Source organism: Streptomyces sp. NPDC006624 (assembly GCF_040611555.1).
Classification (GTDB): domain Bacteria; phylum Actinomycetota; class Actinomycetes; order Streptomycetales; family Streptomycetaceae; genus Streptomyces.
On record NZ_JBEXOM010000020.1, the window covers coordinates 105711 to 129707 of the forward strand.

A 23997-nucleotide genomic window follows, 5' to 3' on the forward strand; every position below is an offset into this window, starting at 1 on the left:
GGCCCGCTGTCGAACGGAGACAGAGCATGTCACGGACACTCGGACGCAGAGCCAGGGCTTTGAGTCTGTCCCTCGCCGCCGCCTTGACCGGCTGCCTGCTGGCAGCCGGAGCGAACACCCCCGCCCGGGCCGCCGTCCCGGCGACGATCCCCCTGAAGATCACCAACAACTCCGCCCGCGGCGATCAGGTCTACATCTACAACCTCGGCACGGACCTCGCGACCGGCCGCCAGGGCTGGGCCGACGCGTCCGGCACCTTCCACCCCTGGCCGGCCGGCGGCAACCCGCCGACCCCCGCACCCGACGCCTCCATCCCCGGCCCCGCGGCAGGCCAGTCGACCACGATCCGCATGCCGAAGTTCTCCGGGCGCGTCTACTTCTCCTACGGCCGGAAGCTCGTCTTCAAGCTGACCACCGGAGGCCTGGTCCAGCCCGCCGTGCAGAACCCCACCGACCCCAACCGCGACATCCTGTTCAACTGGTCGGAGTACACGCTCAACGACGCGGGCCTGTGGATCAACAGCACCCAGGTCGACATGTTCTCCGTGCCCTACTCCGTGGGCGTGCAGCGCGCCGACGGCACCACCGCCGTCACCGGGCGGCTCAAGTCCGGTGGCTACAACGGCTTCTTCAACGCGCTCAGGGGGCAGCCCGGCGGCTGGGCCAACCTGATCCAGACCCGCGCCGACGGCACGGTGCTGCGCGCCCTGTCACCGCTGTACGGCCTGGAGACCGGCGCCCTGCCGTCCCACGTCATGGACGACTACGTCAACCGGGTCTGGCAGAAGTACGCCACCACCACCCTCACGGTCACCCCGTTCGCCGACCAGCCGGGCATCAAGTACTACGGCCGCGTCTCCGGCAACGTCATGAACTTCACCAACGACTCCGGCGCGACGGTCACCAGTTTTGAGAAGCCCGACGCCAGCTCGATCTTCGGCTGTCACAGGAAGCTCGACGCTCCGAACGACCAGGTGCGCGGCCCGATCTCACGCACCCTGTGCGCGGGCTTCAACCGCTCCACCCTGCTGACCAACCCCAACCAGCCCGACACCACCCCCGGCGCTTTCTACCAGGACGGCGTCACCAACCACTACGCCCGGAAGATCCACGCGCAGATGACGGACGGCAAGGCCTATGCCTTCGCCTTCGACGACGTCGGCCACCACGAGTCGCTCGTCCACGACGGCGACCCGCGTCAGGCCCAGCTGACCCTCGACCCCTTGAACTGACCGTCCCGGCAACGCCCTTGAGTACCGGCGCTCGGCCGCACCGCGGCGCCGGTGCTTCGCCGTGCGCAGCCGGAAGTTGACGGTTCACTAGTTCTGAACATCAAGTTCAACTTTGCCCGTTCTTGGTGTCGGCGGCTTGTTGTTTACGTGAGTCTCAGGGGCATCACGCGGTGACCCCCGACCCTGCCGACCGCAGGGCACCGGCGTCACCGACCCCCCCACGCACAGAGGGCGAGCACCACCGATGACGAAACACCGCACGCTGCGCTACGCCGGCCGGACGCTGGCGCTGGCGGCGACCGCGCTCGGAACGATCGCGGCGGCAGTCCCCGCGGCGGCCGAGGAACAGCCGACCGCCGGGCAGATCATGGCCGACTGCGCTTCCGGCGAGGGCAAGTGCACCTTCAACTCCCCGCAGCTCGGCGAGGCGTATCTCGGCGAGCCGCGCCAGGTCTCCGACCTGCTCTACAACTGCACCGACTCGGCGGCCTCCCAGTCGATGTCCTGGGCGGACACGGTCGGTTCCTCGCACTCGGTGGGCGGCTCGGTCACCGTCGGGGGAGGGATCGAGGGCATCATCACCGCCAGCGTGACCGCCACGTACAACTACACGTGGCAGAGCTCCCACACGGAGACCAGCTCGTTCACGGTGAACGTGCAGCCGGGCGAGGTGGGCTGGATCTCCCGCGCCCAGGTGATGCGGCGCATAACGGGCACCTGGCAGACCCACTACGAGGACCGCAAGTGGGGCCACTACTACTGGTTCGTCCCCGACGTCGTGACCGGTCCGGCGCCGAACGGCACGGACGGCAAGCACAGCGCGGTCGTGGTCAAGTCGCGCAAGATGACCGCCGAGGAGAAGAAGCTCTGCTCGACCGGCTCGACGGCCGATGAGGTCTTCACCCGCGCCGGCTGATCCCGGCGGCCGCTCCTCTCGTCCCCGCGGCCGCTCCGCTCACCGCTGCCCGCCCCGGCCGACCCGGGGCGGGCCGTCGGTTTTTTCTGATGCCCCGTCAGTAGGTCATCCGTCCCGGACCCTTGACTCGCCCCGCGCGAATGGCGATCCTCACACCACATTGGACGAGGTCATGACAACCCGGCAGGCGTTCCCCCGCCCCTCGGCACCGAACGCTCCGGACGGCCCGGCCTCGCCATCCCGCCGACCGAGGGACGTGGGCTGTGACCAGTTCCGGACGCCCGTACCGCAGACGCAAGAACGTCACCGTGGTGTCGCTCCTCCTGCTCGTGCTGTCGATCGCGCTCGGCCCCACACCGAGTTCGGCGGCCGGAACCGACTGGTGGAACCCGGCCGCACGCCCCGCACCGGACTCCCAGGTCAACGTCACCGGCGAGCCGTTCACCGGCACGAACGCCGACGGCGAGGTGCGCGGGTTCGTCGACGCGCACGACCACATCTTCTCCAACGAGGCCTTCGGCGGACGCCTGATCTGCGGCAAGCCCTTCTCCGAGCAGGGCGTCGCCGACGCGCTCAAGGACTGCCCCGAGCACTACCCCGACGGCTCGCTCGCGGTCTTCGACTTCATCACCAAGGGCGGCGACGGCAAGCACGACCCGGTCGGCTGGCCCACCTTCAAGGACTGGCCCGCCCACGACTCGCTCACCCACCAGCAGAACTACTACGCCTGGGTGGAGCGGGCCTGGCGCGGCGGCCAGCGCGTGCTGGTCAACGACCTCGTCACCAACGGCGTCATCTGCTCCGTGTACTTCTTCAAGGACCGCGGCTGCGACGAGATGACGTCCATCCGGCTCCAGGCCAGGCTGACCTACGACATGCAGGCCTACATCGACAGGATCTACGGCGGGCCCGGCAAGGGCTTCTTCCGCATCGTCACCGACAGCGCGCAGGCCCGGCAGGTCGTCGAACAGGGCAAGCTCGCGGTCGTCCTCGGCGTCGAGACCTCCGAGCCCTTCGGCTGCAAGCAGATCCTCGACGTCGCCCAGTGCAGCAAGGCCGACATCGACAAGGGCCTGGACGAGCTGTACGGGCTGGGCGTGCGCAGCATGTTCCTGTGCCACAAGTTCGACAACGCGCTGTGCGGGGTCCGCTTCGACTCGGGCACCCTCGGAACCGCCATCAACGTCGGCCAGTTCCTGTCGACCGGCACCTTCTGGAAGACCGAGAAGTGCACCGGTCCCCAGCACGACAACCCCATCGGCGACGCCACGGCGGCCGAGGCCGAGAAGAAGCTCCCGGCGGGCGTGGAGGTGCCCTCCTACGACGCGGACGCCCGGTGCAACGTCCGCGGGCTCACCGCCCTCGGCGAGTACGCCGTCCGCGGCATGATGCAGCGCGGGATGATGCTGGAGATCGACCACATGAGCGTCAAGGCCACCGGCAGGGTGCTCGACCTCTTCGAGTCCCGGTCCTACCCCGGGGTGCTCTCCTCGCACAGCTGGATGGACATGGACTGGACCGAGCGGGTCTACGGACTCGGCGGGTTCATCGCCCAGTACATGCACGGCTCCGAGGGCTTCGTCGCGGAGGCCGAACGCACCGAGTCCCTGCGCGACAAGTACGACGTGGGTTACGGCTACGGCACCGACATGAACGGCGTCGGCGGCTGGCCGGCCCCGCGCGGAGCGGACGCCCCGGACAAGGTGACGTACCCGTTCCGGAGCGTCGACGGAGGCTCCGTCATCGACCGCCAGACCACCGGTGAACGCACCTGGGACCTGAACACCGACGGAGCCGCCCACTACGGCCTCGTCCCGGACTGGATCGAGGACATCCGCCGGGTCGGCGGACAGGACGTGGTGGACGACCTCTTCCGCGGCGCCGAGTCCTACCTGGACACCTGGGCCGCGTCCGAGGACCACAGGCCCCCGGCCGACCTCGCGAGCGGCGCGGCCGCCTCGGCCAGTTCCTCGGAGTGGAGCCTGTTCACCAGCTACGGACCGCACCGGGCCGTCGACGGCGACCGCGGCACCCGCTGGGCGAGCGACTGGAGCGACGACCAGTGGTACCGCGTCGACCTGGGCGCCACGCGGACCGTCGAACGGGTCACCCTCGACTGGGAACGCGCCTACGCCGAGTCCTACCGCATCGACCTCTCCACCGACGGCGTGACCTGGCGCACCGCCTGGTCCACGACGGCCGGCGACGGCGGCCTGGACACGGCGAGGTTCACCGCCGCCCCGGCCCGGTACGTCCGCGTCCAGGGGCTGGAGCGCGGCACCGAGTGGGGGTACTCCCTGCGTGAGGTCGGCGTCCACAGCACCTGACACCGACCCGGGAGAGGACCCCATGGCACGGTTGCCGTCCGCCGAGCGGCGGCGACAGCTCACCGAAGCGGCGATCCGGGCGATGGCCCGGGACGGCGTCCCCAGGACGACGACCCGGTCCATCGCCGCCGAGGCGGGCGTCTCGCTGAGCGTCTTCCACTACTGCTTCGACTCCAAGCAGGAGCTGATCGAGTCCGTCATCACCACCATCACCGGGCACTACGTGACGGTGGTGCGGGAGGCCCTGCGGCCCCGGGCCACCCTCGAGGAGACCGTGCGGGCGGGCTTCCAGGCGTACTGGGACCACGTCCGCGCCCGTCCCGACGAGCACATGCTCACCTACGAGCTCACCCAGTACGCCCTGCGCCAGCCCGGCTTCGAGCACCTGGCACGGCGCCAGTACGAGCTGTACGCCGACACCTACGCCGAGCTCATCGACCAGCTGCGGCGCACCATGGGCCTGCGCCTGCGGGTGCCGGTCCCCGTGGTGGCCCGCTACCTGGCGGCCATGACCGACGGCCTGACCCTCAACTACCTGGTGCTGGGCGACGACACGGCGTGGGCGGGCATCCTCGACACGGTCACCGCCCATATCGCCGCCATGGCCCTGCCGGACGCGCCACAGGACGGGGACCCCGGGACCTGAGAGTGCTGCCGCCCGCTCACCGCAGGTGCAGCAGGAGCAGGGCGATGTCGTCGGTGTGGGTGTGCTGGGGCAGGGCGTGGTCGAGGAGGCTGTCCGCGAGGTCGTCGAGGGAGCGGTTGCCGCCGGTGGTGAGGTGGTGGGCGACCGCGGCGATCGACTGGGTGATGTCGGTGTCGGGGCTCTCGACGAGGCCGTCGGTGTAGAGGGCGAGGAGCGCCCCGGCGGGCAGCGGCGCGGTGGTGACGGGGTAGACGGCCTCGACGCCCGTGTCGATCCCGAGCAGTGGACCGGGGTCGACCTCCAGGACGCGGGTGTGCGGGGACGGCGAGGGGGTGCGCAGGAGCGGCGGCGGGTGCCCGGCGCTGGCCACGTGCAGACGGCGCTCGGCGAGGTCGATGTGGACGTAGAGGCAGGAGACGAACAGGTCCGTCGCCAGGTCCAGCAGTACGCGGTTGGTGCGGGCCAGGACCTCTCCGGGCTGTGCCCCGGCGGTGGCGTGGACGGCGGTGCGGACCTGGCCCATGAGGGCGGCGGCGGTGATGCTGTGTCCCTGCACGTCCCCGATGACGGCGGCGACGCTGGTGTCGCCGAGGCGGATCAGGTCGTAGAAGTCGCCGCCGATGTCCAGGCCGTGGGTGGCGGGCAGATAGCGCGCGGCGACGGCGAGCCGGGGGATGTCGGGCAGCGTCACCGGCAGGAGGGTCTGCTGCAGACCGTGGGCGAGGTCGTGCTTGGCGTCGTACAGGCGTGCGCGGTCCATGGCCTGGGCGATGAGCCCGCCCAGGGAGACGAGAACGGCGCGGTCGCTCGCGCTGAACGGGTGCGGCTCGTCGTACGACAGCACGCAGCAGCCGACGCGGCGGTCGGAGACCAGCAGGGGCAGGAAGGCCCAGGCCTGTTTGCCGCTCAGCGCGGGCGCGTTCGGATAGGCGTGGGTCATCTCGCCGGGTTCGGCGAAGAAGGCCGGGACGCCGCTCTGGAGGACCTGCCCGGCGGGGGTGAGCTCGGTGTCCAGCGGCAGGCCGTCCAGGCGCGCGATGGTGCGCGGGTCGTAGCCGCGGTGGCCGGTGATCTTCAGGCGTCCGGCGTCGACCGCGGAGACGATCAGGCCCTGCGCGCCGAACGCGGGCACGATCTGGTCGGCCACCACATGGACCACGTCGGCCATGGTGACGGTCTGGCTCAGGGCGGCCGCCAGATGGGTCAGCTGGTGGATCCGCCCCGTCGCCGCGTTCTCGGAGGCGGTGCCCGAGGGCGCGATGACGCGGGGCGGCGGGCTCTCCGGGTGGCGCTCGTGGTGGGGGTGGACGAGGGCGCTGATCCCGCTGTCGCTCGGGTAGAGCTGGAAGTCGAGCCACACGTCCGGCGGGCGCAGCGCGGTGTAGGCGACCGGCTCGCGGGTGAAGACCGCGGCGCGGTAGTGGTCCTCGTGGACCGGGTTGTCGAGCCAGGGCACGGCCTGCCACGGCAGGGTGCCGAGGAGGCGTTCGGGTGTCCGGCCGAGCAGCCGGGCGGCGGCGGGGTTGAGGTAGGTGATGCGGCCCTCCAGGTCGAGGCTGACCGTGCCCACGGGCAGCCGCTGGAGCAGGTCGTCGGCCGCCAGCCCCGTCTGGGCCGCGTCCAGGACGGGACGGCGCAGGGAGACCGCGCGCGGCTGCTGCGGAACCGTCCACGGCACGGGCGACTCGTCCAGCACCCGCGTGATGCGCCGCGCGCTGGAGAGGATGTGCCCGCGCTCGCGGCGGGTCAGGGACGGCGGGTGGCTCGCGGTCCACAGCAGCGCCAGCGCCCCCCACTGCCGCACACCGTGCAGGGGCGCGAAGGCCATGGCGAAGCGGTACGGCAGCCCCGCCGCGGCGTTCGGATACAGGCGGGCCAGGTCCTCCTGTCGTCCCACCCACACCAGCCGGTCCTCGCGCACCGCCTCCGACAGCGGCCCCGCGGCCGAGACCGCCACCCGCCACCACGGGGCCACGGCGATCGCCGGCATCCCGCAGACCGCCGCCAGGGACAGCATCGGCTCCGCCGCCGGCAACAGGTACACGCCCCCCGCCGAAGCCCCCGTACGCCGCACCGTGGCGCTGAGCGCCTCCTCCAGAGCCGCCTCGCCGCCCATCCCACCATCACCATTCAGCACATATAAGACCATATGCGACCCAACGTGACTCGGTCGCTGCTCGTCACGGCCCGCTTTCCGGCAGGATCCATGATTTCCTGAATTCAGAGATGGCTGTACTCTCGTGCCCGTGCTCACCGCTGCCACCGACATCGACGTGCTGGCCCGCTTCGGCCGCGCCCTCGCCGACCCGATCCGCTGCCGGATCCTGCTCGCCCTGCGCCGGGCACCGGCCTACCCGGCCGACCTCGCCGACACCCTCGGCGTCTCCCGCACCCGGCTGTCGAACCATCTGGCCTGCCTGCGCGACTGCGGCCTGGTCGTGACCGCCCCGGACGGGCGGCGGACCCGCTACGAGCTCGCCGACGCCCGCCTCGGCCAGGCCCTCGGGCACCTGCTGGCCTCGGTCGTCGCGGTCGAGCAGGACAGGAACTGCCCCGACGCCGCCACGAAGGGCTGCTGCTGATGGCGTCCCCGCTCCCGGGACCGTCCCCCGCCCGCCGCGAGCGGCTGGCCGGACGCATACGGCTGCTGGTCGCGGCGACGATCGCCTACAACGCCGTCGAGGCCGCCGTCGCCCTGACGGCCGGAACCCTGGCCTCCTCCACCGCGCTGATCGGCTTCGGCCTGGACTCCGTCGTCGAGGTCTCCTCCGCGGCCGCGGTGGCCTGGCAGTTCTCCGCCCGCGAGCACGCGGTCCGCGAGGCCCGGGAGAAGACCACCCTGCGGATCATCGCCGTCTCCTTCTTCGCCCTGGCCGCCTATGTGAGCGCCGAGGCGATCCGCGCGCTGGCCGGCACCGGCGAGGCCGACCGCTCGCTCACCGGCATCGTGCTGGCCGCACTCTCCCTGCTGGTCATGCCGTTCCTGTCCGCCGCCCAGCGCCGCGCGGGCCGCGAACTGGGCTCCGCCTCGGCCGTGGCGGACTCCAGGCAGACCCTGCTGTGCACCTGGCTGTCCGCCGTCCTCCTGGCCGGCCTGGTCCTCAACGCCACCCTCGGCTGGGCCTGGGCCGACCCGATCGCCGCCCTCGTCATAGCCGCCGTCGCCGTCAAGGAGGGCCGCGACGCCTGGCGGGGCGAGGGATGCTGCGCCCCCGGAACCCACCCCGCCGCAGAAGCCCGCACCCCGGCCGCCCCGCCGGCCGGCGGCTGCGGCTGCGCGCCCGGCTGCGCCTGCCGCGCCTGACCGTCCCGCGGCCGGGAAGCCCGTTGCCGCCGCTCAGCCGACCGGCCACAGGACGAACGAGTCAAAGGCACGCCGCACGGGACGGTCGCCGATCTCGTCGAGCGCGTCCCGGAGGGCGTGCAGGTGCTCGACGGTCATCTGCAGCGGCGGCTCGTCGGGCTGGTAGGTGGTGCGGACCGGATAGTCCACCCCGGGCTGCCGGGTCATCTCGATGTGGCAGCCGAGGACGTACGTGACCGTCCGGCGCGCGCAGAACTCGATCAGCCGGTCGATGCTCCGGCCGAAGGCGGGCCAGTCCTCGATGTAGAGCCGGCCCGGGTAGACGGTGTCGCCGGTGAGCAGGAACCCGGTCCACGGGTCGTGGAAGGTGACCGCCGCCTTGTGGTGGCCCGGGGTCGCCAGGCACTCCAGCACACGGCCGCCGAGGTCGACCCGGGCCACCGCGTCGGGACCGGAGGAGAACCCGAAGAAGTCCCAGGCGGTGTCCAGGCCGGCCGCGATCACCGTGGTGCCGGGGCGGTCGGCGAACTGCCCGTCGCCCGCGACGTGGTCGCGGTGCGGGTGGGTGTGCAGCACCAGCAGCCGGTACCCCTGCCGCGGGTGGCGGGCGAGCCAGCCGTCGACGAGTTCGTCGACCACCCGGCGCAGCGGGAAGAGCTCGGCGGAGGCGGTGGCGCCGGTGTCGATGAGCACCGCCCGGTCGTTGCCGAACAGCAGGAACAGGAACGGCGCCTCGTAGTCGACCGCCATGTTCTGCCGCAGAATGAACGTGTGCTCGTCGTACGCGTGCACCTGCAGCTCCGGATCGGTGTTGTGCCTGGCCGACGGCGAGCCGTGGATCCAGCGCACGTCCAGCGCGCGAGGCGCCGGGGGCGCTTTGGTGAAGTCGATCAGGCCCGCGCCTGCGTCCATGACATCTCCTCGATCAGCGTGTCGGTCGGCCCGCCCGCACGCCGGGCGGCACGGGACCGCCCGGCGTGCGACGCCCTGAAAGACGCCGCGTTTGCCCGAACGGGTGATTCCCGCACCCGGCCGGCGTACCCGGGGCGCCCGTGCGGGGCGCCCGGACCGCGCCGCGAGCTCCATGGAGAGGAATGCCCGTCCGCCCCCAGCCTCCGTCACCGACAGCGCCGGCCCGGCCGCCCCGGTGCGAGGAGTCAGCATGTCCCGTACGAACCCGCCGCGCGTGAGCGTGATCATCCCCGCGTACAACTCCATGCCGGAACTGACCAAGTGCGTCACCTCCGCGATGGAGCAGACCCTCGGCCTCGACCAGCTCGAGATCATCGCCGTCGACGACGGGTCGACCGACGGCACCGGAGCCGAACTGGACCGGCTCGCCCGCACCTGCCCGAGCCTGCGCGTCGTCCACCAGGCCAACAGCCAAGGCGCCGGCGGCCCCCGCAACACCGGCCTCGACCTGGCCCGCGGCGATTACGTCTTCTTCCTCGACTCCGACGACTACCTCGGCCCGGACGCCCTGCGCCGCATGGTCGCGATGGCCGACGAGAACCGCACCGACGTGGTCCTCGGCAAGATGGTGTCCGTGGGCGGACGAGCCGTACCCACCGCCGTCTTCTCCCACAACCAGCCCCGCACCGACATCTTCTCCTCGCACGCCTACCGCACCCTGGGCTGCTGGAAGCTGTTCCGCCGCTCCCTCATCGAACGGCTGGGCCTGCGCTTCCCGCCCTACCGCAACTGCGAGGACAAGCCGTTCACCGCCGCGGCCTTCCTCAACGCCGACGGCATCTCCGTCGTCGCCGACTACGACTGCTACTACTCGCGCGACCGCCGGAACGGCAACAACCTCACCCGCACCGCCGCCGGCCTCGACCACCGCATGGACGGCACCCGGCTGTGCTTCGAGACGGTCGCCCGCCACCTTGAGCCCGGCCCGCGCCGGGACCGGATCATGCGCCGGCACGTGGAGTGGGAGCTGTGCGGGCCCCTGCGCGCCCTGCTGCCCCGGGAGAGCGAACAGCGGGCCAGGGAGCACTTCTACCCGCAGTTCCGGCAGTGGGCCCTCGACCATGCGACCGACGGCGTCTTCCAGCTCCTCGCCCCGCCCGACCGCCTGATCGTCCACCTGCTGCGCGCGGACCGGTACGACGACCTCATGACCGTCGCCCGCAACGCCAAGGAGGACGCGGCACGCGGCCACCTCGTCGACAAGGGCCGCGTCTACTGGCTCCACCCCTTCTTCCGGGACCCCGCCCGAGCCGTCCCGGACGCCTGCTTCGACGTCACGGACCGGCTCCCCGTCCGCCATGACCTGACCGCGGCGGCCTGGACGGGCGACGGCGGCGTCCTCCGGCTGACCGGCCACGCGCACATCGAGACCCTGGGAGCCATGGAACCCGGCAGCGGCCTGGTCCTGCGCGCCCGCGGCTCCGCGCACCCCGACGTCCGCGTGCCCGTGACCGTGGACGCCACCGCCCGCCCCTCCGGCCCCGGCACGGGCACGGGCAGCGACGAGACGGCCCGCTTCACCGCCGACATCGACCTGGGCCGCGCCGACGCGGGCACCCCGCTCGCCGAGGGCGTCTGGAACCTCTTCCTGGACGCGCGCGCCCAGGGGGTCGGACGGACCGTCCGGCTCCGCCGGGCGGGCACGGACCCGGACGGCCGGAGAACCGCCCCGCCCGAGCGGCGCCTGCCCCCCGGCTCCCGGCCCGGGCCGGCCACCGCACGCCCCTTCTTCACCCCGAACGGCGACTTCTCCCTGGAGATCCGGCGGGCCGAGGACGAGCCGGCCTGCCGCGTGACCGCGGTCGCCTGGGACCCGCTCACCCCCCGCACGCTCCTCGTCAGCGCACACCCGACCGAAAGCGCCGCCCGCCACGCCGAGTTCACGACCCTGCGCGCCGAGAGGAAAACGGGCGCCGTACGAGAGGTGCCTCTGCTGCGCGCACCGGACGGCGCCCTGACGGCCCGTCTCGACGTCACCGGACTGCCCCCGGGGCAGTGGTCGCTGACCCTGCGCGCGGACGACCCCGGCACCCGGCTGCCCGTCCCGCCGCCGGGGGACCTGGCCGGCACCCGCTGGTTCCGGGCCTCCCGGCTCGGCCGCCCGTACTACGCCAAGCCCCTTCCCCCCGGCCGGCAAGGCGCTCTGGTGCTGCGCGTGGCGCCGGTCCGGCTCACGGCGGCGCTGCGCCGGCGGCTCGCCCGGGGCCGCTGACCGAGGAGGCCGCGGTGGCTCCCCGGGCCGCCGCGGCCAGGGGACCTCAGGCGGGGCAGCCGTCGTCGGCGACGACGTAGTAGCCGGGCGAGCTCTGTTCGAGGGTGTGCGTGGTGAAGGTGTTCCACAGACCCATGGACTGCCCGGAGCCCACGGCGTAGGTCTGCCCGCCGCTCTGGTAGGCGCGTCCGGCCGCCGTGTGGTCGTAGTTGCTGGCGGTGTGGCACGTCGGCGTGAACCCGGTGGTGGTCGCGGTGACGGGCCCGGAGACCGCGCCCACCGCCCCCGCCGCGTCCACGGCCGCCACCGTGTAGGTGTACGCCGTGCCCGACTTCAGGCCCGTGTCCGTGTAGGAGGCCGACGTCGTGGTGCCCGCCTTCGTGCCGCCGCGGTGGACGACGTACGAGGCGGCGCCGTCGACCGCCGTCCAGTTCAGGGACGCGGTGGTGCCGGTGGTCCCGGTGACCGTCAGCCCCGTGGGTGCCGGCAGCGCGCCGGTGGCCGGGCCGCCGTCGAGCCCCCAGAAACGCACGGTGTGGTAGCTGGAGCAGAGGGTGTCGAGGTAGTACGTGCCGGCGCTGCCGCACTGCTGGGGACCGTCGCCCGGGTCGACGGCGAGCCCGTGCCCCATGCCGGAGACGGAGTAGACCGCGACCGCGGGCCGGCCGGAGGGATCGTCGTGGAGACTCAGCGTGGTGCCCGCGCCGAGGTTCTCGGTGCGGGAGGGGGTCTGCCCGATGCCCCACACGTTCGTCCACTGGTCGCGCAGCTCACCGGCGTTGGCGGGCTTGACGGTGGTGTCGGCGGTGCCCTGCCAGATCGCCACGCGCGGCCAGGAGGTGGTGCCCGCCGGGGCGGCGGAGCGCACCAGGTCGCCCCATTGGGCGGGGCTCTTGTCCGGCGGGCTGTACATGCAGGTGTAGGCGGCGGAGACACTGGCCGCGCAGCGCGCGGGCAGCCCGGAGGCCACGGCGCCGCCCGCGAACACGTCCGGGTAGGCGGCGAGCAGGTTCGCGGTCATGGCGCCCCCGGCGGACAGGCCGGTGACGTGCACCCGCCTGGTGTCGCTGCCGTACAGGCCGGCGGCCTTGTCGACCATCTGCCGGATCGACAGGGCCTCGCCCTGACCGCGTGCGCTGTCGCCCGGCTCGAACCAGTTGAAGCAGGAGTTGGCGTTGTTGGCGCTGCTCGTCTGGGGGAAGACCACCGCGAAACGGTAGGTGTCGGCGAGCTTCGGCCAGCCGGAGTGCGCGTGGTAGTCGCTCGCGCTCTGCGTACAGCCGTGCAGGGCGACCACGAGCGGGGCGCCGGCCGGCAGCGCGTCGGGGACGTAGGCGTACATCGACAGGTTGCCGGGGTTGGTGCCGAAGCCGGTGACCTGGGTCAGGCCCGCGGCGGACGCCTGCGGACCCGCGGCGATCAGACCGCCGGTCAGCGCCAGGGCCCCCGTGACGGCGGTGAGCCAGCGGCGGACGCCCGTGACGAGGCGGCGGCCTCTGCGGGCGCGGAACGGAGGGTGCGACGGTGCCATGACGACTGCCTCCTGGTGGGGGGGGGAGAACCTCGTACGCCGCCACCGGAAGGGGAGGGCGGTGGAGGCGGGAAGACGCATCATCAGGGCGCGTTCGCCCACGACGGCATGGGCGCGACGGCCACGCTCGGCACGTACCTGTGTGACGGCACCACATGGCCGGGTACGCCACCGGTCGTGTAGGGCACCGGAACCGAAGGACACGGCCCCTCTCCCCGCCCTGGCGGCCCGGTGGTGCCGGCGACCACTGCCGGACCGCGGATGGTGGTCGACGGACCCATATCTCCGGGCGCACCGGCGCCATAGCCTCCCGCCGTCCCTGTTCGCGACCGCGGAGGCAGACCGTGCGTTCCTTCCGTTTCCCACCTCGCTCCCGGCGACTGCGCGGACCGGCGGCGCTCGCCCTGGCCGCCCTCACGCTCACCGCCGCCGCACCCGCCGCACCCGCCGCCGCGACACCGCCGCCGGACGGCCGCTGCACCCGGCCGGCCCCGGTGCGCGTACCGGGCGCCGCACACCAACAAGCAGCCTGCCTCGCCGAGTTGACCACGGCCGGCACCGTCGCGTCGGGCCACACCGACCCGGCCGACTGGGCGGGGCTGACGCCGAAGAACCTGCCCGTCCCGAGCGGAGTCCCCGGCCTGCAGATCGACGGCCACTTCGCCGACACCTCCACCACCAACACCAACCACGGCTGGAACCACGACGCCCAGTTCGTCATGCGCCTGCCCGACCGGTGGAACGGCGGACTGGTCGTCGCGGGGACACCGGGCAACCGCGAGCAGTACGCCAACGACCGGGCCATCGCCGACTGGGTGCTGTCCCGCGGCTACGCCTACGCCGCCACCGACAAGGGCAACACCGGCCTGGCCTTCCACCGGGACGGGAAGGCGCCGGGCGACGCCATCGCCGAGTGGAACCACCGGCTCACCCAGCTCACCCGGGCCGCCCGCGCCACCGTCGCCCGGCACTACCACCGCGCGCCGTCCCGCACCCTGGTGACCGGCATGTCCAACGGCGGCTACCTGGTGCGCTGGCAACTGGAGAACCACCCCGAGCTCTACGACGGAGGAGTCGACTGGGAGGGCACCCTGTGGCGCTCCGACGGCCCCACCCTGCTCGACTTCCTGCCCGCGGCGCTGCGCCACCACCCCGTCCACGCCGCCGGGGGCGAAGGAGCCGGCACGGCACGCGCAGCCCTGCACGCCGCCGGTTTCCCCGAGGAGTCGGAGTTCCTGTGGCCGTACCACCACCAGGTCTACTGGGACCTGACCCAGCGCATCTACCGCGAGGAACTCGACCCCGCCTTCGACGGGCCGACCGAGGCGGGCACACCCTTCTGCACGACGGGCACCCCGGCCTGCGACGCCGACTACGACTACGCCACACGCCCCGCGGCGGTCCGCGAGGCCGTGGCGAAGATCGGGCTGACCGGGCGGATCGGCAAGCCGCTGATCACCCTGCACGGCACCCTGGACGTCCTGCTGCCGATCAGCCGGGACTCCGACGTCTACGCCCGCATGGTGCGCCACGAAGGCCGCGGCCACCTGCACCGCTACTACCGCATCGAGGGCGGCACCCACACCGACTCCCTCACCGACGCCTTCCCCGACCGGCTGCGCCCGCTCACGCCGTGCCACCGCACGGCGTTCACGGCACTGGAGAGCTGGCTGACGGCAGGGCACCGGCCGCCGCCCTCCCACACCGTCGCCCTGCCCGCCGGACGCAGCCCCGCGTCCCTCGTGGACAGGTGCTCGCTGGGCCGGTGAGGCAGCGCCCCGGCACGCCGACGACGTAAGCCTTTCGTCATCCGCCGCGCGCCCCGTCCCGCCCGTCGGCCCAGTTGAATGGGGAGCGGCGGTTCACTCCCGAAGCGCGCAGGACTCTTGGCAGGGGAGACGGGCATGGGGCGGGTGCGGAAGGCGCTGGGCAGGCCGGTGGGCATCGGGGTGCTGGTGGTGGCGGTCGTCGCCGCCGGACTCGGGCTGTACTGGTTCCAGCCCTGGAAGCTGTGGCAGGACACGACCGTGCGGGAGGCGCTGCCCGCCGCCGTGGCCCCGTCCGCCTCCGCGGCGGGCACGCCGTCGCCGGCGCCCGAGCCGCGGACGCTGGCCGACGGCGAGCTGATCAGCCACGAGCACGCCACCTCGGGCACGGTGCGGCTCGTCCGCCTCCCCGACGGCTCCCACGTCGTACGGCTGGAGGACCTCGACACCAGCAACGGGCCGGACCTGCGCGTGTGGCTGACCGACGCGCCGGTACGGGATGGCCGGGCGGGCTGGCACGTCTTCGACGACGGCGAGCACGTCAGCCTCGGCCGGCTCAAGGGCAACAAGGGAAGCCAGAACTACCCGGTCCCGGCCGGGGTCGACCCGTCGCGCTTCACCAGCGTCAGCATCTGGTGCGACCGCTTCGACGTGTCCTTCGGCGCCGCCGAACTCGCCCGCGCTTGACGCTCCTCGGCCGCGCCTGACGTTCATCGCCCCGCGCCTGACGTTCCTCGCCCCACGCCTGACGCTCGTCGGCCGCGGCTACAGCTCCTGGGCGGGCCAGTCCAGCAGCCGCGCGCCGATCACCGCCGTCTGGAGCATGTAACGGTGGGCCGGATCCGCCGGGTTGGCGCCGGTGAGCTTGTGGATGCGCTCCAGCCGGTAGGTCAGGGCCCGCACGCTGAGGGTGAGACGACGGGCGGCCTCGGCGGCCACGCAGCCGGAGTCGAAGTAGGCGGTGAGGGTGTCCAGCAGGGGCTGCGGCCCGCCGCGGGCCGTGGTGAGCGGACCGAGGGTGGCCAGGACGAGCTCGGCCATGGCCTGCCGGTCGCGCGCCAGCACCGGATAGACGAGCAGGTCGGCCGCCCGCAGGACCGGGTCCTCCAGGTTCAGGCGCTCGGCGAGCTCCAGGGTGTTGAGTGCCTCCTCGTAGGAGTGGACGACCCCGCCGGGGCCGGGCTGCGGGCGGCCGATGGCCACCCGGCCGCCGTCGGTGGCGGCATGCGCCTGCTTCGCGAAGTGGGTGAGCACCTCGTCCTGGTGGCCGGGGGCGACGCACAGCAGCCGGCCGTCCTTGGTCGTGAGCAGGGTGCTGCGGTCGCCGAAGCGGGAGATGAGGGCGCGTTCCACCTGGCGGGGGACGGGGTCGCCCTCGTCGTAGGCGACCGGGCCCTGCGCGACGGCCACGGCGTGGGCGTGCGCCAGACGCAGCCCGAAGCGCTCGGCGCGTTCGGCGAGACGCCCGAGGTCGCTGCGGCCGTACAGCAGGTCGTCGATGAACTCGCGCCGCGCGGCCTCCTCCTGACGCACCGCCTGGCGCTGCGCCCGCTCGAAGCCCTCGGCGAAGGCGTCCACCGCCTGCTGCACGGCGGCCAGGACGCCGTCGGCCGACGCGGCGGCGGCCGGCCACGCGGTGCGGGTGGCGGCCAGATGGGCGCTGACCAGGCGGCGCAGCCCGTACCCCGCGTCGGCCGCCTGTTCCCCGAGCGCCCGGCGGGAGGCGATCTCCTCACGGGTGAGGCGCCGGCCCGTGGCCGAGACCTCGGCCAGGATCCGGGCATACCCCTCCAGATACTGCTCTGGAATCTCCCGCTCCGCCACAACGCCCCCCGTTTCCTGACACGCCGCTGACGCCCTCCCGGCGGCTGACCGGCACGTTGACCCTAAACAACGCTGCCGGGAACCGGCAATGCGCGGCCAAGTCCCGTTCGGGCAGCATGGTTTGCGGGGAGCACCACGGAGGATTCCGGTGCCGGGCACCGGCAGTGTCCCGGCACCGGAATCCCGAGGCTCACGATGCCGGTGTGCTGTCGGTGTGCTGTCGGCGGGCAGGGCGACGGCCCGTGCGGGCGGAGGAGGGGGAACCGATCGTGGGGATGATGCTGGCGGCCGCCACCGGCCTCCCCACGATCCTGCTGACCGCCGCCCTCGTCGTGGCGGTGTGCTTCTGGGGCCTCGTCGCCGCGGGCCTCGCCTCGGCCACCGGCTTCGACACGGACGTCGACCTGCGCGCCTGGGGCCTGGGCGGCGTACCCGTGGCGGTCGCCCTCTCGTCGCTGACGGCACTGGCCTGGTCGATGAGCGTAGGCGGCCGGCTCGTCCTGTTCCTGCTCGTCCCGCCGGGACCCGCGACCGGGCTGCTGCACGTCCCGGTGCCGCTCCTGGCCCTGCTCACCGCCTGGCGGCTGACCCGCCGGGTCGTACGGTCCCTGCACCGGCCCGCCCCCGCCGGATCCGACCGGACCCCGCCGCCCGCCCGGTCACGGGACCTCTCCTGCGACGGCACGAACCGCGCCGCCTGAGGCACGGCGCCGGGGCGCGGTCCCGGCCGGACGTCCGGGGCGCGGTCCCGCCGGACGGCCCGTCAACGGCCGGTCGAGCGGGCATCACCCTCGCTGTTCTCGCGGCGACGCCCGCCCGCCGAAGCGCCCCCAGCACCGCCGATTGACGGATTCACCGGCGACCGAGGTGGGCAATGGGCTCCCAGTAATGTCATGAGCACGACTGCCTTTCCCCACAAGGAGGTCGATCATGCACGTCCGCATACTGGCCGGCGGCCTCACCGCCGCCTGTCTCGTCTCCCTGTCCCTGACCGGCGGCCAGGCCGCGGCCGCCGCTCCCCCCGCGGCGAACGCCCCCCTGGCCGCCCGCGTCCTGACCTACGACGCCGCCGGCTCCGCGGAGTTCAAGAGCGCCGTCGACCGGGGCGCGGCGATCTGGAACGAGAGCGTCGACGCCGTCGAGCTGAGGCCGGTCGCCGCCGGTCAGCGAGCCAACATCCGGGTCCTCGCGGACAACGGCTGGCCGCGCGCACAGACCACCTCCCTGGGCAACGGAACCGTCTACATGGGACGCCAGGCCGTCGACCAGGGCTACAACACCATCCGCATCTCCGCCCACGAACTCGGCCACATCCTGGGCCTGCCGGACCGCAAGCCCGGACCGTGCTCCAGCCTGATGTCCGGCTCCAGCGCGGGCACCGCGTGCACGAACCCGTACCCCAACGCGGCCGAAAAGGCCGAAGTCGAGGGCAACTTCGGCGCCGCTCTCGCCGGCCGGACCCCGGCCGTGCGTACCGGGGTGACCGTGGACTGACGTACAGCGCGCCGGAGATGAGCAGGGCGCCGCGACCGGTGCCCTGCTCACTTCAAGTGGTTTGACTTCACTGGTTCTTTTCGCTTGGCTGCCGACCCGGCCATTCATGATTCGGGGGATCCCATGAACCGCACGGTCCGTGCAGCCGTCTGCTCGATCGCCGTCGCCGGGCTCGCGCTCGGCCTCAGCTCCTGCTCCGAGGCGGTCGACCAGGTCGACAAGGCAGTGAACGAGACGTACCAGGTCACGTACGAGGTGACCGGGAAGAACGTCGACTCCATCGAGTTCCACGCCGGGGGCGGCAAGGCGACCGACCCGAAGATCGAGTCGGTCTCGAAGCCCGAACTGCCCTGGAAGAAGACGGTCACGCTGCGCGGCATCATGCCCGCGGCGGTCATGCCCGTCGCCGCGGATCCCGAGGGAGCCGAGGTCACCTGCAAGATCACCTACAAGGGCGAGGTCATCGAGGAGCAGAGCTCCAAGGGCCTGGTGACCGCCGGTGGCTGCACGGCGGAATCCCCGATCGCCGGGTGACCGGGCTCCCGGCGGGGCCCAGGGCTCCGTACCGCGGGCGCGGGACCACGGAGTTGACCGGCGTGAGGTCGATTCCGTCGGCGTAACCCTGGTTGGCGGTCCAGCGTCCGCAGAAGGCGCCGTCCTGGCGCCCGTGTGAGCCGGCCCCGGACGCCGGTGCCGCGGGCCGGCGGATCACCTTCGACGCGATCACTGCCACCTCCGTGGAAAAGGGACTTGTCGCCTTCGCTCGACCTCGCCATGGGACGGGCGTGCAGCCGGGCCGCCGGGGAAGCCGAGCGCGAGCCCGGCCACGGGGGCCCGTTCGCCGGTCCTGACACCTGCCGGGGTCCGAGGCGGGCGCCCCGCCCGCACGCGTGGGACGATTGCCGCAGAGGGCAAGAAGAGGCACCCCCTGGAGGCCTCGTTGCGCGTTGTGATCGTCGGTGACCGTTTCATTCCGGCCGAGTTCTACGTGGATGCCTTGGTGGAGGCCTGCGGCAGCAAGTTCGGGCCGGTTCACGGTGTGGAGTGGCCGGGCACCAAGGCGGAGCAGCACGCGGAGCAGCAGACCATGGAGTGGCACGGCCCGGAGGCGGTGCCGGTGCCGGACGAGATGCTGGAGGCCGTGGGGGAGGCCGAGGTGCTGGCCGTGCATTTCGCCCCCGTGCCCCGGACGGTGCTCAGGGCCGCCCCGTCGCTCAGGGCCGTCTGTGTGGCACGTACGGGGCTGGAGAACATCGATGTCGCCGCGGCGACCGCCCTGGGCGTCGCCGTCGTGCCGGTGTTCGGCCGCAACGCCACGGCCGTGGCCGAGCTCGCTGCCGGTCTGATGCTCACGGAGGCCCGGGACATCGCCCGGACGGACGCCTCGGTCAAGGCGGGCGGCTGGCGCAAGACCCTCAGCCGCCCCGGCCGCGAGATCGGCGACAGCACCGTCGGCATGGTGGGATTCGGCCATGTGGGGCGTGCGTTCGCCACGGTCCTGCGGGGCTTCGGGGCGCGTCTGACCGCCTACGACCCGTACGTGTCCGCCGACGTCATGGCCGAGCACTCGGTCGTCCGGGCCGACAGCCTGGACACGGTGTTCCAGGAGTCCGACTTCGTCCAGGTGTTCGCGCGGCTGACGGCGGAGACCGAGCGCTTCGTCCGCGCGCCCCACCTGGCCCTGATGAAGCCGACCGCCTATTTCGTGAACACCGCGCGCAGCCGTCTGGTCGACACCGCCGCCCTCTACGACGCGCTCGCCGCCCACCGCATCGCCGGCGCCGCGCTCGACGTGCACGACCAGGAACCCCTCCCCGCCGGCAGCCCCTGGCGCCGGCTGGACAACGTCACGATCACCACGCACTTCGCCGGTGACACCACGACCACGTCCGTGCGATCGGCGCGGCTGGTCGCCGAAGCCATAGCGGAACTGTCCGCCACGGGCCGGTGCGCCAGGGCGGTCAACGCCCGTGAGCTGGGGTGGGTGTGAGCGGTGTCCGGCGATCTGGTGCTCGGCATCGACGCGGGGCACACCGTGACCAAGGCGGTGCTCTTCGACTCCGCGGGCCGGCAGGTGGCGCAGTCCTCCGGCACGGTCCCGCTCGACACCTCGCACCCCCGCCGGGTCGAGCGGGACATGGACGAGGTGTGGCGCACCACCCACGGGGCCGTCAGGACCTCCCTCGCCGCGGCCGGCGTCGACGGGCGGGCGGTCGCCGCGGTGGGGCTGGCCGGACACGGCGACGGGCTGTACGCCGTCGACGACCACGGCAGACCGGTCCGAGCGGCGATCGTCGCCATGGACACCCGTGCCGAGCCCGTACTGGCCGAGTGGCGTGCCACTCCGGTCTGGGACCGTGCCCTCGCCCTGTCCGGCACGGTCCCTTTCGCGGCGTCGCCGGCCGCCCTGCTCGCATGGCTCGAACGGCACGAGCCGGCCGTGCTGCGGCGCGCCCGCTGGCTGCTGTCCTGCAAGGACTGGCTGCGCCGGCAACTGACGGGCCGGGTGGCCACCGACCCGACCGACGCCAGTGCCTCCTTCACCGACGTGCGCCGGGGCGGCTACTCGCGGGAACTGCTCGATCTGTTCGGGCTCGGGCACCTCGCCGGCAAGCTGCCGCCCGTGCGGGCCAGCGACGAGGTGTGCGGCACGGTGACGCGTCAGGCCGCGGCCCTCACCGGCCTCGCCGCCGGCACGCCCGTCGTCACCGGCGCCCATGACGTCGACGCGGCAGCGCTGGGGATCGGAGCCACCGGGGTGGGTCAGCTCTCACTGATCGCCGGCACGTTCAGCATCAACCAGGTGGTGTGGGACAGCCCCGTCACCGACCCCCGGTGGCAGTGCCGCCCCTTCCTCCGCCCCGGGCAGTGGATGCTGATGTCCACCTCGCCCGCCTCCTTGGCGAACCTCGGATGGTTCCTGCAGGTCACGGGCGCGTCGGCCGGACACCGCGAGGACGTCTGCGACGCCGTCGGCCAGGAGGTGGGCGCCCACCTGGACGGGCCTTCGCAGGTGCTCTTCCACCCCTTCGTCTACGGCTCCCCGCACCCGTACCCGGCCTCGGGCGCCTTCCTCGGCCTGCGCGGCTGGCACGACCGCGGGCCCCTGCTGCGGGCGCTGCTGGAGGGCATCGTCCTCAACCACCGGTGGCACGTCGACGCCCTCTGCTCCCGCCTGCCCGTCACCGGCCCGGCCCGGCTGACCGGCGGTGCGGCGCGCAGCGTGGTCTGGAGCCAGATGTTCGCCGACGCGCTGAGGAGACCGGTCCTGGTGACGGGCGTCGAGGAGAGCGCCGCCCGCGGGGCCGCACTGCTCGCCGCGGGCGCCGTCGGGCTGACCGGTGAGGGGAACGACCTGCTCGCCGACGCCCCGGTCGTCAGGCGCCATGAACCGGCACCCGACCGGGTCGCGGTCCTGGAGGAGGCCTACCAGGTCTACCGGGACGCCCAGGAGGCCCTGCGGCCCGTCTGGGCCCGCATCGACTCGGCCAGCCCGACGGAGTGACCGACGCTGGAGCACCCGCCTACTTTTATCTCATTTTCTGATATTTACCTCCCACTTCTATTGCAAAACGGCGGTAACGGGCGTAGGCAGGCATAAGGACAACAGGCCCGACTCCATGACGCCGATCACGGAAAGTCACGACCATGTCTTCCAAGACCGCCCCGCCGCTCGTTGAGGGTCCCCCGCTCGCCACCTTGTGGAGCGGCGCCATGGGCTCCGGCCCCCTCTCCCCGGAAGCTCCGGGGCGCCCGCCGAGGGCCCGGTTCACCCTTCCGGCGCACGAGGCGCTCGTCGGCTGCCTGCGGCGTGCCGCGCGGACGGTGCTCAGTCGCTGGCGGCTGTCCGACGGCACGGTGGACTCGGCTCTCCTGATCGTGGGGGAGCTGGCCGCGAACGCGGCCGTCCACGGGCGCAGCGAGATGTCACTCCATCTCGTGCTCGCCGAAGGCGGTCTCGGCATCCTTGTGGGTGATCACGGCGACCCCGCTCCGTCACCCGCCCGCGCCGTGGACGGGGATCCCGACGAACACGGCCGCGGTCTCGACATCGTCCACGCCCAGGCCGCCAGGGTCGAGCTGCATCACGACGACCACGGGACCTGGATCCTGGCCACCCTCGCAGTCGCGGCGTCCCCCGCAAGGGTGGGCTGAGAGCCGCATCGCCGGGGCGGACCTGGACCTGCGGCGTTAGATCCATAAAATTGTTCTCGCAAGATGTGTTAACAACGGGTCGTTCTCCTGATAATAATTCGGCCATCGAGGCCACGCCCCCACCGAGGGGAGGCACCAACGCCCATGAACCGTGCCGCCCCGAGCGCCTCACCGCAGTCTCCGGCCCACCCGCACGAGAGGTCCCCGTCATGCGCCCGACACGCTTCACCCGATCGACGAGACACGCCCTGATGGCCTGCACCGCCGCCACCGCCCTGCTCGCCACCGCCTGTTCCGGGGCCGGCGCGGGCGGATCCTCGTCGGACGGCAAGAGCATCAACGTGCTGATGGTCGGCAATCCGCAGATGGAGGACATCGCCAAGCTCACGCGGAGCACCTTCACGAAGGAGACCGGCATCGAGGTCAACTTCACGGTGCTGCCCGAGAACGAGCTGCGCGACAAGGTCACCCAGGACATCGCCACCAAGGCGGGGCAGTACGACGTCGCCACCATCGGCGCCTACGAGGTACCCATCTGGCACAAGAACGGCTGGCTGCACGAACTCGGCTCCTACGCCGCCAAGGACAACAGCTTCGACCAGGACGACCTGCTCAAGCCGATGGTCCAGTCGCTGTCCGGCTCGGACGGCAAGCTCTACGCCCTGCCGTTCTACGGCGAGTCGTCCTTCCTCATGTACCGCAAGGACGTCTTCGCCGAGAAGGGCCTGAAGATGCCGCAGCGCCCCACCTGGCGGCAGGTGGCCGACCTGGCGGCGAAGGCCGACGGCGCGCGGCCCGGGATGAAGGGCATCTGCCTGCGCGGCCTCGCGGGCTGGGGAGAGCTGGGGGCGCCGCTGACCAGCATGGTCAACACCTTCGGCGGCACCTGGTTCACCAAGGACTGGAAGGCGCAGGTCAACAGCGGCGGCTTCAAGGAGGCCACCGAGTTCTACGTCGACCTGGTCCGCAAGCACGGTGAGGCCGGTGCCGCACAGGCCGGGTTCACCGAGTGCCTGAACGGGATGAGCCAGGGCAAGGTCGCCATGTGGTACGACGCCACCAGCGCCGCCGGCTCACTGGAGGACCCGGCGAGCAGCAAGGCCGCCGGCAAGATCGGCTACGTCTACGCCCCCGTCGAGAAGACCGACAGCAGCGGCTGGCTGTGGGCCTGGGCCTGGGCGATGCCCAAGACCACCAAGAACGCCGACGCGGCCTCGAAGTTCATGCTCTGGGCCTCCAGCAAGAAGTACGAGAAGCTCGTCGGCGAGAAGCTCGGCTGGTCGCGGGTGCCCGCGGGCAAGCGCGCCAGCACCTACGAGATCCCCCAGTACAAGAAGGCCGCCGCCGCGTTCGGTGACATCACCCTGAACTCCATCCAGCAGGCCGATCCCACGAACCCGGGCGTGCAGCCGCGGCCCACGGTGGGCATCCAGTTCGTCGCCATCCCCGAGTTCCAGGACCTCGGGACCAAGACGACGCAGGAGATCTCCGCCGCCATCGCCGGCAAGACCAGCGTCGACGCGGCACTCGACTCCGGCCAGAAGCAGGCCGAGGACGTCGCCGCGAACTACCGGTGAACCACCCGCTCCGGCCGGCCCCGAGCCGGCCGGAGCGCCCC

General features: G+C 72.6%; 20 protein-coding genes. 16 read left to right on the forward strand and 4 right to left on the reverse strand.

Translation table 11 applies throughout. The features are described 5' to 3' along the window. Nucleotides 1-26: 26 nt before the first annotated feature. The 4 genes from ABZY20_RS29745 (at nt 27) to ABZY20_RS29760 (ending at nt 5121) form a co-directional block, all read left to right on the forward strand. Complete coding sequence (locus ABZY20_RS29745) at nt 27-1232, forward strand: glycoside hydrolase family 64 protein (protein ID WP_356445396.1); 1206 nt, start codon at nt 27-29, stop codon at nt 1230-1232. Nucleotides 1233-1476: 244 nt separating this feature from the next. Beyond that, nucleotides 1477-2148, forward strand: a complete 672-nt coding sequence (locus ABZY20_RS29750) for a hypothetical protein (RefSeq protein ID WP_356445398.1) — start codon at nt 1477-1479, stop codon at nt 2146-2148. A 263-nt stretch (nt 2149-2411) separates the two neighbouring features. Then, complete coding sequence (locus ABZY20_RS29755; protein WP_356445400.1) at nt 2412-4475, forward strand: discoidin domain-containing protein; 2064 nt, start codon at nt 2412-2414, stop codon at nt 4473-4475. 22 nt (nt 4476-4497) lie between these two features. After that, a complete protein-coding gene (locus ABZY20_RS29760) occupies nt 4498-5121 on the forward strand; it encodes a TetR/AcrR family transcriptional regulator (protein ID WP_356445402.1) in 624 nt (207 codons plus the stop codon). Nucleotides 5122-5137: 16 nt separating this feature from the next. Here the strand turns inward: ABZY20_RS29760 and ABZY20_RS29765 are convergent, their stop codons facing one another. Beyond that, complete coding sequence (locus ABZY20_RS29765) at nt 5138-7237, reverse strand: SpoIIE family protein phosphatase (RefSeq protein ID WP_356445468.1); 2100 nt, start codon at nt 7235-7237, stop codon at nt 5138-5140. Between the two features lie 130 nt (nt 7238-7367). Between ABZY20_RS29765 and ABZY20_RS29770 the strand changes: the two genes are divergently transcribed. After that, on the forward strand, nt 7368-7703 hold the full coding sequence (locus tag ABZY20_RS29770) for a metalloregulator ArsR/SmtB family transcription factor (protein ID WP_356445404.1): 336 nt from the start codon (nt 7368-7370) through the stop codon (nt 7701-7703). Next, on the forward strand, nt 7703-8425 hold the full coding sequence (locus tag ABZY20_RS29775; RefSeq protein ID WP_356445406.1) for a cation transporter: 723 nt from the start codon (nt 7703-7705) through the stop codon (nt 8423-8425). Before ABZY20_RS29770 ends, ABZY20_RS29775 begins: the two co-directional genes overlap by 1 nt. Nucleotides 8426-8458: 33 nt before the next feature. Here the strand turns inward: ABZY20_RS29775 and ABZY20_RS29780 are convergent, their stop codons facing one another. Next, a complete protein-coding gene (locus tag ABZY20_RS29780; protein WP_356445408.1) occupies nt 8459-9337 on the reverse strand; it encodes an MBL fold metallo-hydrolase in 879 nt (292 codons plus the stop codon). Between the two features lie 250 nt (nt 9338-9587). On the opposite strand from ABZY20_RS29780, the gene ABZY20_RS29785 reads away from it, so the two are divergent. Continuing rightward, nucleotides 9588-11609 carry a glycosyltransferase family 2 protein gene (locus ABZY20_RS29785; protein ID WP_356445410.1) on the forward strand — a complete coding sequence of 674 codons (2022 nt, stop codon included), beginning with the start codon at nt 9588-9590 and terminating at the stop codon, nt 11607-11609. Between the two features lie 46 nt (nt 11610-11655). Here the strand turns inward: ABZY20_RS29785 and ABZY20_RS29790 are convergent, their stop codons facing one another. Then, nucleotides 11656-13140: a PHB depolymerase family esterase gene (locus ABZY20_RS29790; RefSeq protein ID WP_356445412.1), complete on the reverse strand. Its 1485-nt coding sequence runs from the start codon at nt 13138-13140 to the stop codon at nt 11656-11658. Nucleotides 13141-13484: 344 nt separating this feature from the next. On the opposite strand from ABZY20_RS29790, the gene ABZY20_RS29795 reads away from it, so the two are divergent. Together ABZY20_RS29795 and ABZY20_RS29800 are read left to right on the forward strand one after the other, a co-directional pair. Beyond that, nucleotides 13485-14909 (forward strand): tannase/feruloyl esterase family alpha/beta hydrolase, encoded by a 1425-nt coding sequence (locus ABZY20_RS29795; protein WP_356445414.1) that lies wholly within the window; start codon nt 13485-13487, stop codon nt 14907-14909. A gap of 135 nt (nt 14910-15044) precedes the next feature. After that, complete coding sequence (locus tag ABZY20_RS29800) at nt 15045-15593, forward strand: DM13 domain-containing protein (protein ID WP_356445416.1); 549 nt, start codon at nt 15045-15047, stop codon at nt 15591-15593. A gap of 78 nt (nt 15594-15671) precedes the next feature. Here ABZY20_RS29800 and ABZY20_RS29805 read toward each other — a convergent pair whose 3' ends face one another. Next, entirely contained in the window at nt 15672-16730 is a 1059-nt protein-coding gene (locus tag ABZY20_RS29805) for a helix-turn-helix domain-containing protein (RefSeq protein WP_356445418.1), read from the reverse strand. A 275-nt stretch (nt 16731-17005) separates the two neighbouring features. Between ABZY20_RS29805 and ABZY20_RS29810 the strand changes: the two genes are divergently transcribed. The 7 genes from ABZY20_RS29810 to ABZY20_RS29840 all read left to right on the forward strand — a co-directional run bounded on the left by ABZY20_RS29810 (nt 17006) and on the right by ABZY20_RS29840 (nt 23956). Further along, on the forward strand, nt 17006-17431 hold the full coding sequence (locus ABZY20_RS29810; RefSeq protein WP_356445470.1) for a hypothetical protein: 426 nt from the start codon (nt 17006-17008) through the stop codon (nt 17429-17431). A gap of 229 nt (nt 17432-17660) precedes the next feature. Beyond that, nucleotides 17661-18224, forward strand: a complete 564-nt coding sequence (locus ABZY20_RS29815; protein ID WP_356445420.1) for a snapalysin family zinc-dependent metalloprotease — start codon at nt 17661-17663, stop codon at nt 18222-18224. Between the two features lie 123 nt (nt 18225-18347). Next, entirely contained in the window at nt 18348-18758 is a 411-nt protein-coding gene (locus tag ABZY20_RS29820) for an MmpS family transport accessory protein (RefSeq protein WP_356445422.1), read from the forward strand. Between the two features lie 415 nt (nt 18759-19173). After that, entirely contained in the window at nt 19174-20214 is a 1041-nt protein-coding gene (locus ABZY20_RS29825) for a 2-hydroxyacid dehydrogenase (protein WP_356445472.1), read from the forward strand. Nucleotides 20215-20217: 3 nt separating this feature from the next. Beyond that, nucleotides 20218-21729 (forward strand): FGGY-family carbohydrate kinase, encoded by a 1512-nt coding sequence (locus ABZY20_RS29830; RefSeq protein ID WP_356445424.1) that lies wholly within the window; start codon nt 20218-20220, stop codon nt 21727-21729. 143 nt (nt 21730-21872) lie between these two features. Continuing rightward, on the forward strand, nt 21873-22379 hold the full coding sequence (locus ABZY20_RS29835) for an ATP-binding protein (RefSeq protein WP_356445426.1): 507 nt from the start codon (nt 21873-21875) through the stop codon (nt 22377-22379). Nucleotides 22380-22630: 251 nt separating this feature from the next. Next, nucleotides 22631-23956, forward strand: coding sequence for a sugar ABC transporter substrate-binding protein (locus ABZY20_RS29840; RefSeq protein ID WP_356445474.1), 1326 nt, complete (start codon nt 22631-22633; stop codon nt 23954-23956). Nucleotides 23957-23997: the final 41 nt, after the last annotated feature.